This is a genomic window from Burkholderia sp. BCC1644, from assembly GCF_902833225.1.
Taxonomy (GTDB): Bacteria; Pseudomonadota; Gammaproteobacteria; order Burkholderiales; family Burkholderiaceae; genus Burkholderia.
In genome coordinates, this window is sequence record NZ_CADFEI010000019.1 from 123,918 (window position 1) to 137,777 (window position 13,860).

The following is a 13,860-nucleotide window of genomic DNA, read 5'->3' on the forward strand; positions in this document are numbered from 1 at the left end:
CACCTGCGCGGCGGCGCTTGCCGCCGCGCCCTTCCCGACCGATTCCACGACCGCATGAAACTCGACCTGAAGATTCTCGACGCGCGCATGCGCGACTACCTGCCCGCCTACGCAACCACCGGCAGCGCGGGCCTCGACCTGCGCGCGTGCCTCGACGCGCCGGTCACGCTGCAGCCGGGCGAAACGACGCTCGTGCCGACGGGCCTCGCGATCCACCTCGCCGATCCCGGCTATGCGGCGCTGATCCTGCCGCGCTCGGGCCTCGGCCACAAGCACGGGATCGTGCTCGGCAATCTCGTCGGCCTGATCGACTCCGACTACCAGGGCCAGCTGATGGTCTCGACGTGGAACCGCGGCCAGACCGAGTTCGTGCTGAACCCGTTCGAACGGCTCGCGCAGCTCGTGATCGTGCCGGTCGTGCAGGCGCAGTTCAACATCGTCGACGATTTCGCCGAGAGCGATCGCGGCGAAGGCGGCTTCGGCAGCACCGGCCGCCACTGAGCGGCACTGCACGAAAAAGGGGCCTCGCGGCCCCTTTTCTTTTTCCGTCGGATGTCATTCGCCGACCGGCTGCGCGATCCGCGCGGGCACCGGTTCGCGTCGCCGCGCCTGCGCGACGCTCGCGTAGATCACCAGCGCGACCAGCACACCGAGCAGTACGGCCGACGACCCGACCGTGCCGAGCGCGAGGCCGCCCTTCGCGACCGGCTTCGTCAGCAGGTCGCCGACCGTCGCGCCGAACGGACGCGTGAGCACGAACGCGGCCCAGAACAACAGCACGCCGGAGATCCGCGTGAAGTAGTGCGCGAGCACGATCACCGCCAGCAGCCCGCCGATCAGCAGCGCGCCGCCGCCGAAGCCGAGCCCCGAGCTGTCCGCGAGGAAGTCGCCGAGTGCGGTGCCGAGCGTGTTCGAGAACAGGATCGCGATCCAGTACAGCAGCTCGACCTTGCGCGTGCGGATCAGGTCGACCGACAGCGATTCGCCGCTCAGGCGCCAGACCGCGAAGATCGCCAGCAGGATCGCGACGAGGATCGACGAGCCGGCCGCGTAGCCGAGGCCGAGCGTGCGGTCCATGAAGTCGGACATCGTCGTGCCGGCCGTACTCGTCGCGACAATCACGGCCCAGTAGATCGCCGGGCGATAGCGTGTCGTCCTGAGCTGTGCGCCCAGCGTCACGAGAAAGAAACCGAACAGCAGGATCGAGCTCACCGCGTAGCCGACGTTCAGCGTCATCGACAGCAGGTCGCCGCCGGTCTCGCCGAGCGTCGTCGCGCAGATCTTCATGATCCAGAACGCGAGCGTAATTTCGGGAAGTTTGTTCATTCGAACCCCATTTGCAGGAAGCGGCGAGCCGGCGCGTGCCGGCCCGCCTTGCGGACAGGATCGAATGTAGTCGCCGCAGGCTTAACGGAACCTTAGCGGGCGTGAAGAGCCGTGCGGGGGGGATTCCGGCGCGGTCAGCGTGCGTGTTCGTGCCGGTAATGCAGTGCGTATGCGAGCGTCAGCAAGACGACGAACACGACGCCGACCACCATCGTCATCCGGAATTCGCGCGTGAACGCGGTCGTGAACAGGATCGCCGCGACGAGCGCTGCGCCGAGCAGGCTGCCGAACGGGTGCCCCCACATCCGGAACGCGAGCGCCGGGCCGCGGTACTGCGACCGGAAGCGCAGGTGCGTGACGAAGATCATCAGCCACGTGAACAGCGCGCCGAACATCGCGATCGCCATCATCACGGTGAACGCGGTGTCGGGCGCCAGCGCGACCAGCACGGCCGCGACCGCGACGCCGCTGGTCGAAATCCACAGCGCCGCGCGCGGCACGCCGTTCGTGCCGAGCCGGCCGAACACCGCAGGCGCGAGCCGCGCACGCGACAGGCTGAACATCATCCGCGTCGTCACGTAGAGCTGGCTGTTCATCGCCGACAGCGCCGCGATCAGCAACACGAAATTGATCACGCCCGCCGCGTACGGCACGTGCGTGGCGGCCATCACCTTCACGAACGGGCTTTCGTCGGTGCCGGCCGCCGTCCACGGCACGATCGCGAGCATCAGCGACAGCGTCAGCAGGTAGAACAGCACGAGCCGGAACACGGTCGAGCGGAACGCCCGCGTGACCGCGTGCTGCGGATCGCGCGCCTCGCCGGCCGCGATCGCGACGGCTTCGATGCTCATGTAGCTGAAGATCGCGACGATCACCGCGACCCAGGTGCCCCACGGCCCCTTCGGCATGAAGCCGCCGTGCGCGGTGTAGTTCGCAAAGCCGATGCCCGATGCGGCCGGCGCGGACCAGACCAGATACGCGCCGAGCACGATGAACACGACGATCGCCGCGATCTTCAGCAGCGAGAACGCATATTCGACCGTGCCGTACAGCGTGACGCTGGCCAGGTTCACGGCGATCAGCAGCGCGGAGAAGCCGATCACCCAGTACCAGCCGGGCACGGCCGGGAACCAGTACTTCATGAACACGGCGATCGCGCTGATTTCGGTACCGATCGCGAACACGACCGCGAACCAGTACGCATAGCGCACCAGGAAGCCCGCGAGCGGGCCGACGTAGTGCTCGGCATACGCGCCGAACGAGCCGGCCGTCGGATGCGCGACGGTCATTTCCGCGAGCGCGCCCATCAGCAGCAGCGCGATCAGCGCGCCGATCGCATAGGAAACGAGCACGCTCGGGCCCGCAAGCCCGATCGCGAACCCGCTGCCGAGGAACAGCCCCGTGCCGATCGCGCCGCCGATCGCGATCATCGCCATCTGCCCCGACGTCAGCGCATGGCGCAACCCTTGTTCGCGCGCGACGATATCGTCGAACGACCGTTGTTGTTGTGTCACTGCGTTACCACTCCCCTGCACCACCATTGCGCCGCCGGCGCCGGATAAAACGAAACGGCGCGGAAAACTTCCCGCGCCGTTCGCATGAACAACGAATTATCGCTTACTCGACTTCGACCGTCTCTTCGTTCGGCTTGTGCGGCGGATTCGCCAGCTTGTCGAACGACAACAGCACCTTGTCGTTTTCGTCGACGTCGACCGTCACGTGACCGCCGTTGACGAGCTTGCCGAACAGCAGTTCGTCGGCCAGCGCGCGCCGGATCGTGTCCTGGATCAGCCGCTGCATCGGCCGCGCGCCCATCAGCGGGTCGAAGCCGTGCTTCGCGAGATGCTTGCGCAACGCGTCGGTGAAGAGCGCGTCGACCTTCTTCTCGTGCAGCTGTTCCTCGAGCTGGATCAGGAACTTGTCGACCACGCGCATGATGATTTCCTCATCGAGCGAGCGGAAGCTGATGATCGAATCCAGGCGGTTGCGGAACTCCGGCGTGAACAGGCGCTTGATGTCGGTCATCTCGTCGCCCGTCTCGCGGCGCGTCGTGAAGCCGATCGTCGCCTTCTGCATCGACTCGGCGCCGGCGTTCGTCGTCATGATGATGATGACGTTGCGGAAATCCGCCTTGCGGCCGTTGTTGTCCGTCAGCGTGCCGTGGTCCATCACCTGCAGCAGCACGTTGTAGATGTCCGGATGCGCCTTCTCGATTTCGTCGAGCAGCAGCACGCAATGCGGCTTCTTCGTGACGGCTTCGGTCAGCAGCCCGCCCTGGTCGAACCCGACGTAGCCCGGCGGCGCGCCGATCAGCCGGCTCACCGCATGACGCTCCATGTATTCCGACATGTCGAAGCGGATCAGCTCGATGCCGAGCGTGAACGCGAGCTGGCGCGCCACTTCGGTCTTGCCGACGCCCGTCGGGCCGGAGAACAGGAACGCGCCGATCGGCTTGTCCATCTTGCCGAGGCCCGCGCGCGCCATCTTGATCGAGGCCGCGAGCGCGTCGATCGCCGGATCCTGGCCGAACACGACGCTCTTCAGGTCGCGGTCGAGCGTCTGCAGCTTGCTGCGATCGTCCTGCGACACGCTCTGCGGCGGCACACGCGCGATCTTCGAGATGATTTCCTCGATCTCGCTCTTGCCGATCGTCTTCTTCTGCTTCGACTTCGGCAGGATGCGCTGCGCGGCGCCCGCCTCGTCGATCACGTCGATCGCCTTGTCCGGCAGGTGACGGTCGGTGATGAAGCGCGCCGACAGTTCGGCCGCGGCCGACAGCGCACCCGACGAATACTTGACGCCGTGATGCTCCTCGAAGCGCGACTTCAGGCCGCGCAGGATCGCGACCGTCTGCTCGACGGTCGGCTCGCTCACGTCGACCTTCTGGAAGCGCCGCGACAGCGCCGCATCCTTCTCGAAGATGCCGCGGTACTCGGTGAACGTGGTCGCGCCGATGCACTTGAGCGTGCCCGACGACAGCGCCGGCTTCAGCAGGTTCGACGCATCGAGCGTGCCGCCCGACGCGGCGCCCGCGCCGATCAGCGTGTGGATTTCGTCGATGAACAGGATCGCGTGCGGGCGCTCCTTCAGTTCCTTCAGCACCGTCTTCAGACGCTGCTCGAAATCGCCGCGATACTTGGTGCCCGCGAGCAGCGCGCCCATGTCGAGCGAATAGACCTGCGCGTTCGCGAGGATGTCCGGCACTTCGCCGCGCGTGATGCGATACGCGAGCCCTTCCGCGATCGCGGTCTTGCCCACGCCAGCCTCGCCGACGAGCAGCGGGTTGTTCTTGCGGCGACGGCACAGCACCTGCACGACGCGCTCGACCTCGGGCTCGCGCCCGATCAGCGGATCGATGCGGCCGTCCTTCGCCATCTGGTTCAGGTTCTGCGTGAACTGCGCGAGCGGCGTTTCCTTCTGCGCGTTCGCGTCTTCGCTTTCCGCATTCGCGTCGGTCGACTTCGCGGCTTCGCCGTTGTTCGTCTTCGCGATGCCGTGCGAAATGAAGTTCACCACGTCGAGGCGCGTAACGCCCTGCTGCTGCAGGTAGTACACGGCATGCGAATCCTTCTCGCCGAAGATCGCGACCAGCACGTTCGCGCCGGTGACTTCCTTCTTGCCGTTCGACGTCGACTGGACGTGCATGATCGCGCGCTGGATCACGCGCTGGAAACCGAGCGTCGGCTGGGTATCGACATCGTCGGTACCCGGGACGGTAGGTGTGTTGTCGTGGATGAAATTGCGCAGGTTCTGACGCAAGTCCTCGATGTTTGCCGCGCACGCGCGCAACACCTCGGCTGCCGTCGGATTATCCAGCAGGGCCAGCAGCAGATGCTCGACCGTAATGAACTCATGGCGCGCCTGGCGTGCTTCCATGAACGCCATGTGCAGGCTGACTTCCAATTCCTGGGCAATCATGCTTCCTCCATCACGCACTGCAGCGGATGCCCGGCCTGCCGCGCATGGGTAACGACTTGCTCAACCTTGGTCGACGCGATGTCCCGCGTATAGACCCCACAAACTCCTCGCCCTTCGCGATGGACCTTCAGCATGATCTGCGTGGCCGTCTCGCGATCCTTCTTGAAATACTCCTGGACCACCATCACGACGAATTCCATCGGCGTGAAGTCGTCGTTCAGCAGCACCACCTTGTACATCGAAGGCGGCTTGAGCTTCTGCTGCTTGCGTTCCAGGACGGTACTGTCCTGCTTGTCCGGGATAATCGCCATACACCCATTCTAAACAACTCGGACAGGCCCGCAATCCTGCCATAACCCGACCGACCGGCCGGCGCCCTCCCCGGTATCCCGGAACACGCGATCGTCCTCGTGCCATACGAAAGCCGGCTGCGGTGCCGGCTTTCACGCGTGGCGCGGAACACGAACCGTCAGGGGGCAACTGCACCGGAACGTCGTGTCCGCATCCAGTATCCCACAAGCCGGGACGACTCGAACGCGTGTCACTCGAGCCTGGTATATGAGCCGATTATGCGGCTTTTCAAGACCCCGCGCTTGGCGGCATGCTGCAAAGCAAAGCCGGAAAAACCCTGAAAATGGGTTCTTTACAACGACCCTCTAAACGTCTAAAAATTCCACTTGACACTCCAATAAAGAGCGCCAACAATCAAGCTGGCACTTTTTTCAATTTGCCGGTTGGCGAAATGAAAGAGGCCGAGGTGAGCTTGTGAGGGGGGAACGACTGCATTTTGCAGTCGTTTAGCTTTTCGAGCGTGCTCGTGGTAAGTAGCAGCGACTGTGTGACAGGGGAAGTAGGAAAATGGCAACTGGTATCGTTAAGTGGTTCAACGACGCGAAGGGCTTCGGTTTCATCACTCCCGACGAGGGCGGTGAGGATCTGTTTGCGCACTTCTCGGCTATCACCATGAATGGCTTCAAGACGCTGAAGGAAGGCCAGAAGGTGAGCTTTGACGTCGTTCAAGGACCGAAGGGCAAGCAAGCGTCGAACATCCAGGCCGCATAAAGGCATCGGATATCGGACGAAGAAACCCGGCGCATTGCGCCGGGTTTCTTTTTTTGAGGCCGGCCAATCGATAATCGATTGGCCGGCCTTTTCGTTCAATCCCGATAATTGAACACACATTGTCTTGTCACACACGCAGATCGGATATCGATCCTGCGCGTGAAACATATTCACCACGTCGTTACACGACCTTCAGCGTGCCCATCATGCCGAGATCCTCGTGTTCGAGAATGTGGCAATGAAACATGCGCTCTCCGGGCATGTCTTGCGTGACGAGAATCGACACCGTTTCACCGCTGCGCACGTTCACGGTATCGCGCCATGCGCGAAACGGTTCGGTCGTGCGCGAGCCGCCCGACGCACGCTCGATCACCTGGAACTGCGTGCCGTGCAGGTGGAACGGGTGATCCATGTCGGTGGTATTGCGAATCTCCCAGCGTTCGACGTCGCCGCGGCGGCTCGTCAACGTCGCGCGGTGCGCCGCGTAGGTTTCGCCGTTGATCATGAAACGCATGCCGGCCGGCCGGCCTTGCGCCGCGCCCTTCATCATCGCGTCCATGTCCATTTCCTCGCCGAACGCGACCGTCTTGTGCGCGACCGGCTCGCCCAGCGGCGGCACCGCGCGCAGCGTGGCCGGCAACGCACGCGCGGCGGCGGGCGCAAACGCGACATCGGCCAGCGCCAGCGCCGGGTCGGGCGGCAGGCTGCCGTGACCGTCGTCGTGCGACATCGCCATCTTGCGGCGGTCGTACTCGGCCGCCTGCAGCACCACGCGCGACGCACGGTCACCGGCGCGCACCAGCAGTTCCGCGCGTTCGCCCGGCGCGATCAGCAGCGACGTCACGCGACGCGGCGCATCGAACAGCCCGCCGTCGGTCCCCGCATGCTCGAACGCACGGCCGTCATCGAACGCGACACGCAGGTAGCGCGCGCTGCACGCGTTCCACACGCGCCAGCGCTCGTCGCCCGCGACGTCGATACGCGGCCGGCGCGCGCCGTTGACCAGTACGAACTGGCCTTCGCGGCCGTTCATCCAGTCCATCATGTCGTTCGGCGCAATCGTGCCGTCGCGCGCAAGCTTCAGGTCCGACACGAACAGGTTGCGCTCGGGCCAGCCGGCGAGCGGATCGTCCGCGGCGCGCACGACGAACGGGCCGGCCAGCCCGCGAAACACCTGCTCGGCCGTCATCATGTGCGGATGCGGGTGGTACCAGTAGGTGCCGGCGCTGCCCTTCGGCAGCGTGAAGCGATATACGCGCGATGCGCCGGGCGCGACGGGATCGGACGGATTGCCGTCCTGGTCGGGCGGCACGGGCAGGCCGTGCCAGTGGATCGTCGACGGCTGCGGCAGCTTGTTCACGAACTTGATTTCGACCGTGTCGCCCTCGCGCACGTCGATCAGCGGGCCGACGACGGGGCCTTGCGCGCCCGCGCCGAACTGCCAGAACGTGGTCGGCCGCGCCCCGCGCAGCATCGGGCGCGCGACAGGCTGCGCGACCAGCGTGGCCCGGAACGTGCCGGGATCGCGGCTTTCGTTCGCGAGCGTGCGCAACGCCGCGAGCGGCGCGCCGGCCGGCAGTGCGTCGGCGGCCGCGAGCGCGGCCGTTGCGGGCTTGCCGTGCTGCGCATGCCCCGACATGCCGGACATTCCTGACATACCCGACATGCCGGGCATGTCGTCCATCGAATCCATGCCGGCCATGCCCGCGTGACCGGCATGCTGCGCCCACGCGGTGCGCGCGAACAGCGACGCGGCCGCGACGCCGATGGCGCGCGACAGGAAGGTTCTCCGTATCATCAATCGATCCTCGTTATCCATGCAGCGTCGCCCAACAACTGCGACGCGTGCGCCGGCCGGCTGGACCGCCGGTGCGCGACGCGAAACCTGATGCCCGCGTCATCATAACCGCAGGCTCCTATCGAAAAACGCCGCCACCGATCGGGCGGCGATACGCCGCAGCGCGGCTTTGCACCGCCGTTCGTCGGCCTTCACGCCCCGCGCCGAACCGCGCTCGCCGCCGCATCCGTCCGCCCGCTTGGCGCCTGCCGTTCGCCACTACGCTGGCGCGCGCCGATCCCCCTCTCCGCCAAACCACCGATTTTTCACGATGTGGAACAAGTCCCTGCGTTGTAAAAATTCGTGGTGCAGGGCACAAATTTCCCGTTTCGCGATGCCAAAAAACGTTCCGCAATACAAAACGTTGAAAATAATTACTTGTTTTTAAAAGAGAATTTTTGTTTCGAGAAGCCATTCTACATGCACCATCCGACCGGGCCGCGGACGTAGACTTTGTCCCATGCACTGACGCTTCGCCACGACGTTCGATACGGAACCCGGCGCAGCAGCCAGTCGGGCCACAGCCGGCCGAACCGGCAGGCGGCACACCAGAATCGCTTGTGATCAGAAAGGGAGAACGGAAATGAAGGGATTTCGCTTTGGTTCAGCGCTCGGGTCGTTCTACATCCTGCCGGGTAACGGCGGCTGGGAAGCGACGTTCGGCAACGCCCTGCTCGGCGCGTTCTCGTGCCCCGAAGTGGCGGCCGACCACATCTCCCGCGGCGACTGCGAGCAACTGTCCGAACTGGACACGGCGACGCTCGAAGTGCCGCATGAAATCGCCGAATGGGAAATCGTTCACGTCTGAATGACAAGCCAGCAACGAAAAACGCCCCGGGCGACCGGGGCGTTTTTATTGGGTGCCGGACGGCGAACGGCTAACCGTGCCGTGTCGACACGCGCATTGGCTCGCGCGATGGCGCGGCCCGCGTCAGGCGACTGCGTCGACGATGCCGTTCAGCGTCGCGCTCGGGCGCATCGCCTGGCTCGTCTGCTCGACGTTCGGACGGTAGTAGCCGCCGATCGCCTGCGCCTTGCCTTGCGCGGCCGCCAGTTCTTCCAGGATGCGCGCTTCGCTGTCGGACAGCGCCTTCGCCACACCTTCGAACTGCGCCTTCAGCGCGGCGTCCTCGGTCTGCTCGGCCAGCGCCTGCGCCCAGTACAGGCACAGGTAGAAGTGGCTGCCGCGGTTGTCGAGGCCACCGACCTTGCGCGCCGGCGACTTGTTCTCGTCCAGGAACTTGCCGGTTGCCTGGTCGAGCGTCTTCGCGAGCACGACCGCCTTCGGGTTCTGGTACGCGTTGCCGAGGTGTTCGAGCGACGCAGCCAGTGCGAGGAATTCGCCGAGCGAATCCCAGCGCAGGAAGCCTTCCTCGACGAACTGCTGCACGTGCTTCGGCGCCGAGCCGCCCGCACCCGTTTCGAACATCCCGCCGCCGGCCATCAGCGGCACGATCGACAGCATCTTCGCGCTGGTGCCGAGCTCCATGATCGGGAACAGGTCGGTCAGGTAGTCGCGCAGCACGTTGCCGGTGACCGAGATCGTGTCCTTGCCCGCGCGGATGCGCTCGAGCGAGAAACGCGTCGCGTCGACCGGCGTCATCACGCGGATGTCGAGACCGTTCGTGTCGTGATCCTTCAGGTAGCGTTCGACCTTCGCGATGATCTGCGCATCGTGTGCACGCGCCGGGTCGAGCCAGAACACGGCCGGTGCGCCGGTCGCGCGCGCGCGGTTCACCGCGAGCTTGACCCAGTCCTGCACCGGTGCGTCCTTCGTCTGGCACATGCGCCAGATGTCGCCCGATTCCACTGCGTGCTCGAGCAGCACGTTGCCGGCTTCGTCGGTGACGCGCACGACGCCGTCCGCCGGGATCTGGAACGTCTTGTCATGCGAACCGTATTCTTCGGCCGCCTGCGCCATCAGGCCGACGTTCGGCACGCTGCCCATCGTGACCGGATCGAATGCGCCGTGTTGCTTGCAATCCTCGATCACGGCCTGGTAGACGCCTGCGTAGCAACGGTCCGGAATCACGGCCTTCGCGTCGTACAGTGCGCCGTCCGGACCCCACATGCCGCCCGAATCGCGGATCATCGCCGGCATCGACGCGTCGACGATCACGTCGCTCGGCACGTGCAGGTTCGTGATGCCCTTGTCCGAGTTGACCATCGCGAGGCGCGGACGCACCGCGTATTCGGCCTTGATGTCGGCTTCGATCGCTTCGCGCGTGTCGGCCGGCAGGTCCTTCAGGCGCGCGTACAGGTCGCCGATCCCGTTGTTCGGGTTGAAGCCGGCCTGCGCCAGCACGTCCGCGTGCTTCGCGAGCGCGTCGCGGTAGAACACCGACACGAAGTGACCGAACAGGATCGGATCCGAGACCTTCATCATGGTCGCCTTCAGGTGCACCGAGAACAGCACGTCCTGCGCCTTCGCGTCGGCGATCTGCGCGTCGATGAAGCTGCGCAGCGCATTGCGGCTCATCACCGATGCGTCGATGACTTCACCGGCCTTCACGGCCGTCTTTTCCTTCAGCACCTTCTTCGCGCCGTCCGTCGTCGTGAGTTCGATCTTCACGCTGCCGGCATCGGCGATCAGCGCCGACTTCTCGCTGCCGTAGAAGTCGCCTTCGCTCATGTGCGCGACGTGTGCCTTCGACGTGGCCTTCCACGCGCCCATCTTGTGCGGATGCTTGCGTGCGTAGTTCTTGACCGACAGCGGCGCGCGGCGGTCGGAGTTGCCTTCGCGCAGCACCGGGTTCACCGCGCTGCCCTTGATCTTGTCGTAGCGGGCCTTGACCGCCTTCTCTTCGTCCGTCGACGGATCTTCCGGGTAGGCCGGCAGCTTGAAGCCCTGCGCCTGCAGTTCCGCGATCGCGGCCTTCAGCTGCGGCACCGATGCGCTGATGTTCGGCAGCTTGATGATGTTCGCTTCCGGCTTCAGCGTGAGCTGGCCCAGCTCGGCCAGATCGTCGGAACCCTTCTGCTCAGGCGGCAGGACGTCTGCGAATGCCGCGATGATGCGGCCGGCGAGCGAGATGTCGCGCGTTTCGACGGCGACGCCGGACGAGCGCGTGAAGGCCTTGACGATCGGCAGCAGCGAATAGGTCGCGAGCGCGGGCGCTTCGTCGGTGAGGGTGTAGATGATCTTGGGCGAAGTGGACATGGTCGATGCGTTGCTACGTGAAAATTTTGGACTGAGGAGCGCCGGCGGTAACCGGCGGGGAGCGACCGGGTCGGTCGCGAAAGGGGCACGCCGGCTCAGCCGGGCGGTGGTGTTGCGAGGGCCGTCATGTTCTACCTTGCAGGGCCTCCGGGCCGCATCGCGGCGCCGCGGCCCGCATGCCGGACCGCCCTGCCAACAAACCTGCCATCCACGAAACGCTCCGGCGCCGGCAGTCAGCGCCGGGGCGGCCGGCAACCTGCCGGCCTACCCCGGAAGGGGTCTTACATGTTCTCGATCAGCACTTCGCCGAAGCCGGAGCACGACACCTGCGTCGCGCCTTCCATCAGCCGCGCGAAGTCGTACGTGACGCGCTTCTGCAGGATCGACTTCTCCATCGAGGCGATGATCGTGTCGGCCGCTTCCGTCCAGCCGAGGTGGCGCAGCATCATTTCCGCCGACAGGATCTCGGAACCGGGGTTCACGTAATCCTTGCCTGCGTACTTCGGTGCCGTGCCGTGCGTCGCCTCGAACATCGCGACCGAATCCGACAGGTTCGCGCCCGGCGCGATCCCGATGCCGCCGACCTGCGCGGCCAGTGCGTCGGAGATGTAGTCGCCGTTCAGGTTCAGCGTCGCGATCACGTCGTATTCGGCCGGGCGCAGCAGGATCTGCTGCAGGAATGCGTCGGCGATCGAATCCTTGATCACGATCTCGTTGCCCGTCTTCGGGTTCTTCACGCGCATCCACGGACCGCCGTCGATCAGCTCGCCGCCGAATTCCTTCTGCGCGAGCGCGTAGCCGGCGTCACGGAACAGGCCTTCCGTGAACTTCATGATGTTGCCCTTGTGCACCAGCGTGACCGACTTGCGATCGTTGTCGATCGCGTACTGGATCGCCTTGCGCACGAGACGCTCGGTGCCTTCGGTCGACACGGGCTTGACGCCGATCCCCGAGGTTTCCGGGAAGCGGATCTTCTTCACGCCCATCTCGTCCTGCAGGAACTTGATGACCTTCTTCGCCTGCTCGGAACCCGCGGCCCATTCGATGCCCGCGTAGATGTCTTCCGAGTTCTCGCGGAAGATCACCATGTCGATCTTCTGCGGCTCGCGCACCGGCGACGGCACGCCCTTGAAGTACTGGACCGGTCGCAGGCACACGTACAGGTCGAGCTCCTGGCGCAGCGCGACGTTCAGCGAACGGATGCCGCCGCCGACCGGGGTCGTGAGCGGCCCCTTGATCGACACCACGTATTCCTTCAGCACCTGCAGCGTTTCTTCCGGGAGCCACACGTCCGGACCGTACACCTTCGTCGCCTTCTCGCCCGCGAAGATCTCCATCCAGTGGATCTTGCGCTTGCCCTTGTAGGCATGCGCGACCGCCGCGTCGACGACCTTGATCATGACCGGCGTGATATCGAAGCCCGTACCGTCGCCTTCGATATAGGGAATGATCGGCTGATCGGAAACGTTGAGCGAGAAGTCCTTGTTGACGGTGATCTTGTCACCGCCTTCCGGAACCTTGATGTGCTGATACGGCATGATCGACTCCAGTGACGTGGCTGAGCAGGTGATGCTGGTCGAAACTGCGCGCGCGGCGGGGGCGCGGCATGGCCACCCCGTGACGGCAACAGCGAGCCGCTATTCTAGCGCCCCAACCGGGCACTTCGGCATGAACCGCGGCACTGCGTATCAAGACCTCACTTATGTCTTATATAAGACAGAGGACTTGCCGTTCCGTATTATGCATTAAGATTCCGCCATTTGCCATAGACCGCCCGCCCCCGCCTCCCGCGGCAGGCCGGGTGGGCGCCCTGCCATGAACCTGATCGCCCTCAACAAGCCGTTCGGCACGATTTGCCAGTTTTCCGCGCACGAGACGCGGCCGTCGCTCGGCGACTGGGTAAAAACGCCCGGCGTCTATGCGGCCGGCCGGCTGGACGCGGACAGCGAAGGCTTGCTGCTGCTCACCGACGACGGCGCGCTGCAGGCGCGCATCGCGGAGCCGCGCCACAAGCTCGTGAAGCGCTACTGGGCGCAGGTCGAGGGCGCGCCCGGCCCGGCCGACCTGAAGGCGCTCGCGCGCGGCGTCAACCTGGGCGACTACGTGACGCGACCGTGCCGCGCCGAGTTCATCGAGCCGCCCGACACGCTGTGGCCGCGCAATCCGCCGATCCGCTACCGCGCCGCGATCCCGACCACGTGGATCGAACTCGCGATCACCGAAGGCAAGAATCGGCAGGTACGCCGGATGACGGCCGCGGTCGGCTTCCCGACGTTGCGACTGGTGCGCGTCGGCGTCGGCGCACTGGATATATTTGCACTCGGCATTGCGCCGGGCGAAACAATCGCACTGCCGCCGCGCGCGCCATGGGACGGTTTCGCGCCCGCCGGATGACGAATCCGGGAGGCGCGAATTTTTCGTCATCTTTTTCGTCAACCGGCTGCGAAGATCGCGCGTTAAACCACGCAGATGCCAACCTTAGCTATCCGGCATTGGCAGCCGAACCCGTATTTGCGTCACGAAAGCGACGTTTTTCTCGAATACGATTCGGCGCCCG

The 13,860-nt window shown here is 65.1% G+C and carries 12 protein-coding genes; 5 read left to right on the top strand and 7 right to left on the bottom strand.

The window, feature by feature from the left end; translation table 11 throughout:
* The first annotated feature begins 54 nt into the window (after positions 1-54).
* Positions 55-501, top strand: a complete 447-nt coding sequence (gene dut / locus HWX87_RS30405) for a dUTP diphosphatase (protein ID WP_021160741.1) — start codon at positions 55-57, stop codon at positions 499-501.
* A 54-nt stretch (positions 502-555) separates the two neighbouring features.
* Here the strand turns inward: dut and HWX87_RS30410 are convergent, their stop codons facing one another.
* The 4 genes from HWX87_RS30410 to clpS form a co-directional block, all read right to left on the bottom strand.
* A complete protein-coding gene (locus HWX87_RS30410; protein ID WP_176050692.1) occupies positions 556-1,326 on the bottom strand; it encodes a hypothetical protein in 771 nt (256 codons plus the stop codon).
* 134 nt (positions 1,327-1,460) lie between these two features.
* Positions 1,461-2,840: an amino acid permease gene (locus HWX87_RS30415; RefSeq protein WP_176050693.1), complete on the bottom strand. Its 1,380-nt coding sequence runs from the start codon at positions 2,838-2,840 to the stop codon at positions 1,461-1,463.
* Positions 2,841-2,943: 103 nt separating this feature from the next.
* Entirely contained in the window at positions 2,944-5,244 is a 2,301-nt protein-coding gene (gene clpA, locus HWX87_RS30420) for an ATP-dependent Clp protease ATP-binding subunit ClpA (RefSeq protein ID WP_175846211.1), read from the bottom strand.
* Positions 5,241-5,555 (bottom strand): ATP-dependent Clp protease adapter ClpS, encoded by a 315-nt coding sequence (clpS, locus tag HWX87_RS30425; protein WP_006398529.1) that lies wholly within the window; start codon positions 5,553-5,555, stop codon positions 5,241-5,243. The genes clpA and clpS overlap by 4 nt, the downstream gene beginning before the upstream one ends.
* 290 nt (positions 5,556-5,845) lie before the next feature.
* On the opposite strand from clpS, the gene HWX87_RS30430 reads away from it, so the two are divergent.
* Complete coding sequence (locus HWX87_RS30430) at positions 5,846-6,013, top strand: hypothetical protein (protein WP_176050694.1); 168 nt, start codon at positions 5,846-5,848, stop codon at positions 6,011-6,013.
* Positions 6,014-6,102: 89 nt separating this feature from the next.
* Complete coding sequence (locus HWX87_RS30435) at positions 6,103-6,306, top strand: cold-shock protein (RefSeq protein WP_006478030.1); 204 nt, start codon at positions 6,103-6,105, stop codon at positions 6,304-6,306.
* Between the two features lie 181 nt (positions 6,307-6,487).
* Here the strand turns inward: HWX87_RS30435 and HWX87_RS30440 are convergent, their stop codons facing one another.
* Positions 6,488-8,104, bottom strand: a complete 1,617-nt coding sequence (locus HWX87_RS30440; protein ID WP_176050695.1) for a multicopper oxidase family protein — start codon at positions 8,102-8,104, stop codon at positions 6,488-6,490.
* 622 nt (positions 8,105-8,726) lie between these two features.
* Between HWX87_RS30440 and HWX87_RS30445 the strand changes: the two genes are divergently transcribed.
* Positions 8,727-8,951, top strand: a complete 225-nt coding sequence (locus HWX87_RS30445) for a hypothetical protein (RefSeq protein WP_006490888.1) — start codon at positions 8,727-8,729, stop codon at positions 8,949-8,951.
* Positions 8,952-9,074: 123 nt separating this feature from the next.
* Here HWX87_RS30445 and HWX87_RS30450 read toward each other — a convergent pair whose 3' ends face one another.
* Positions 9,075-11,303, bottom strand: coding sequence for an NADP-dependent isocitrate dehydrogenase (locus HWX87_RS30450; protein WP_176050696.1), 2,229 nt, complete (start codon positions 11,301-11,303; stop codon positions 9,075-9,077).
* A 281-nt stretch (positions 11,304-11,584) separates the two neighbouring features.
* Positions 11,585-12,841: an NADP-dependent isocitrate dehydrogenase gene (icd, locus tag HWX87_RS30455; protein ID WP_059233397.1), complete on the bottom strand. Its 1,257-nt coding sequence runs from the start codon at positions 12,839-12,841 to the stop codon at positions 11,585-11,587.
* A gap of 277 nt (positions 12,842-13,118) precedes the next feature.
* Here icd and HWX87_RS30460 point away from each other — a divergent pair, with 277 nt between their 5' ends.
* Positions 13,119-13,697: a pseudouridine synthase gene (locus HWX87_RS30460; protein WP_176050697.1), complete on the top strand. Its 579-nt coding sequence runs from the start codon at positions 13,119-13,121 to the stop codon at positions 13,695-13,697.
* Positions 13,698-13,860: the final 163 nt, after the last annotated feature.

What these genes read in the sequence shown, in the direction of transcription:
- dut (WP_021160741.1), top strand. Translation starts at nt 55, where the DNA reads ATGAAACTCGACCTGAAGATTCTCGACGCGCGCATGCGCGACTACCTG.
- HWX87_RS30410 (WP_176050692.1), bottom strand. Translation starts at nt 1,326, where the DNA reads ATGAACAAACTTCCCGAAATTACGCTCGCGTTCTGGATCATGAAGATC.
- clpA (WP_175846211.1), bottom strand. Translation starts at nt 5,244, where the DNA reads ATGATTGCCCAGGAATTGGAAGTCAGCCTGCACATGGCGTTCATGGAA.
- clpS (WP_006398529.1), bottom strand. Translation starts at nt 5,555, where the DNA reads ATGGCGATTATCCCGGACAAGCAGGACAGTACCGTCCTGGAACGCAAG.
- HWX87_RS30430 (WP_176050694.1), top strand. Translation starts at nt 5,846, where the DNA reads ATGCTGCAAAGCAAAGCCGGAAAAACCCTGAAAATGGGTTCTTTACAA.
- HWX87_RS30435 (WP_006478030.1), top strand. Translation starts at nt 6,103, where the DNA reads ATGGCAACTGGTATCGTTAAGTGGTTCAACGACGCGAAGGGCTTCGGT.
- HWX87_RS30440 (WP_176050695.1), bottom strand. Translation starts at nt 8,104, where the DNA reads ATGATACGGAGAACCTTCCTGTCGCGCGCCATCGGCGTCGCGGCCGCG.
- HWX87_RS30445 (WP_006490888.1), top strand. Translation starts at nt 8,727, where the DNA reads ATGAAGGGATTTCGCTTTGGTTCAGCGCTCGGGTCGTTCTACATCCTG.
- HWX87_RS30450 (WP_176050696.1), bottom strand. Translation starts at nt 11,303, where the DNA reads ATGTCCACTTCGCCCAAGATCATCTACACCCTCACCGACGAAGCGCCC.
- icd (WP_059233397.1), bottom strand. Translation starts at nt 12,841, where the DNA reads ATGCCGTATCAGCACATCAAGGTTCCGGAAGGCGGTGACAAGATCACC.
- HWX87_RS30460 (WP_176050697.1), top strand. Translation starts at nt 13,119, where the DNA reads ATGAACCTGATCGCCCTCAACAAGCCGTTCGGCACGATTTGCCAGTTT.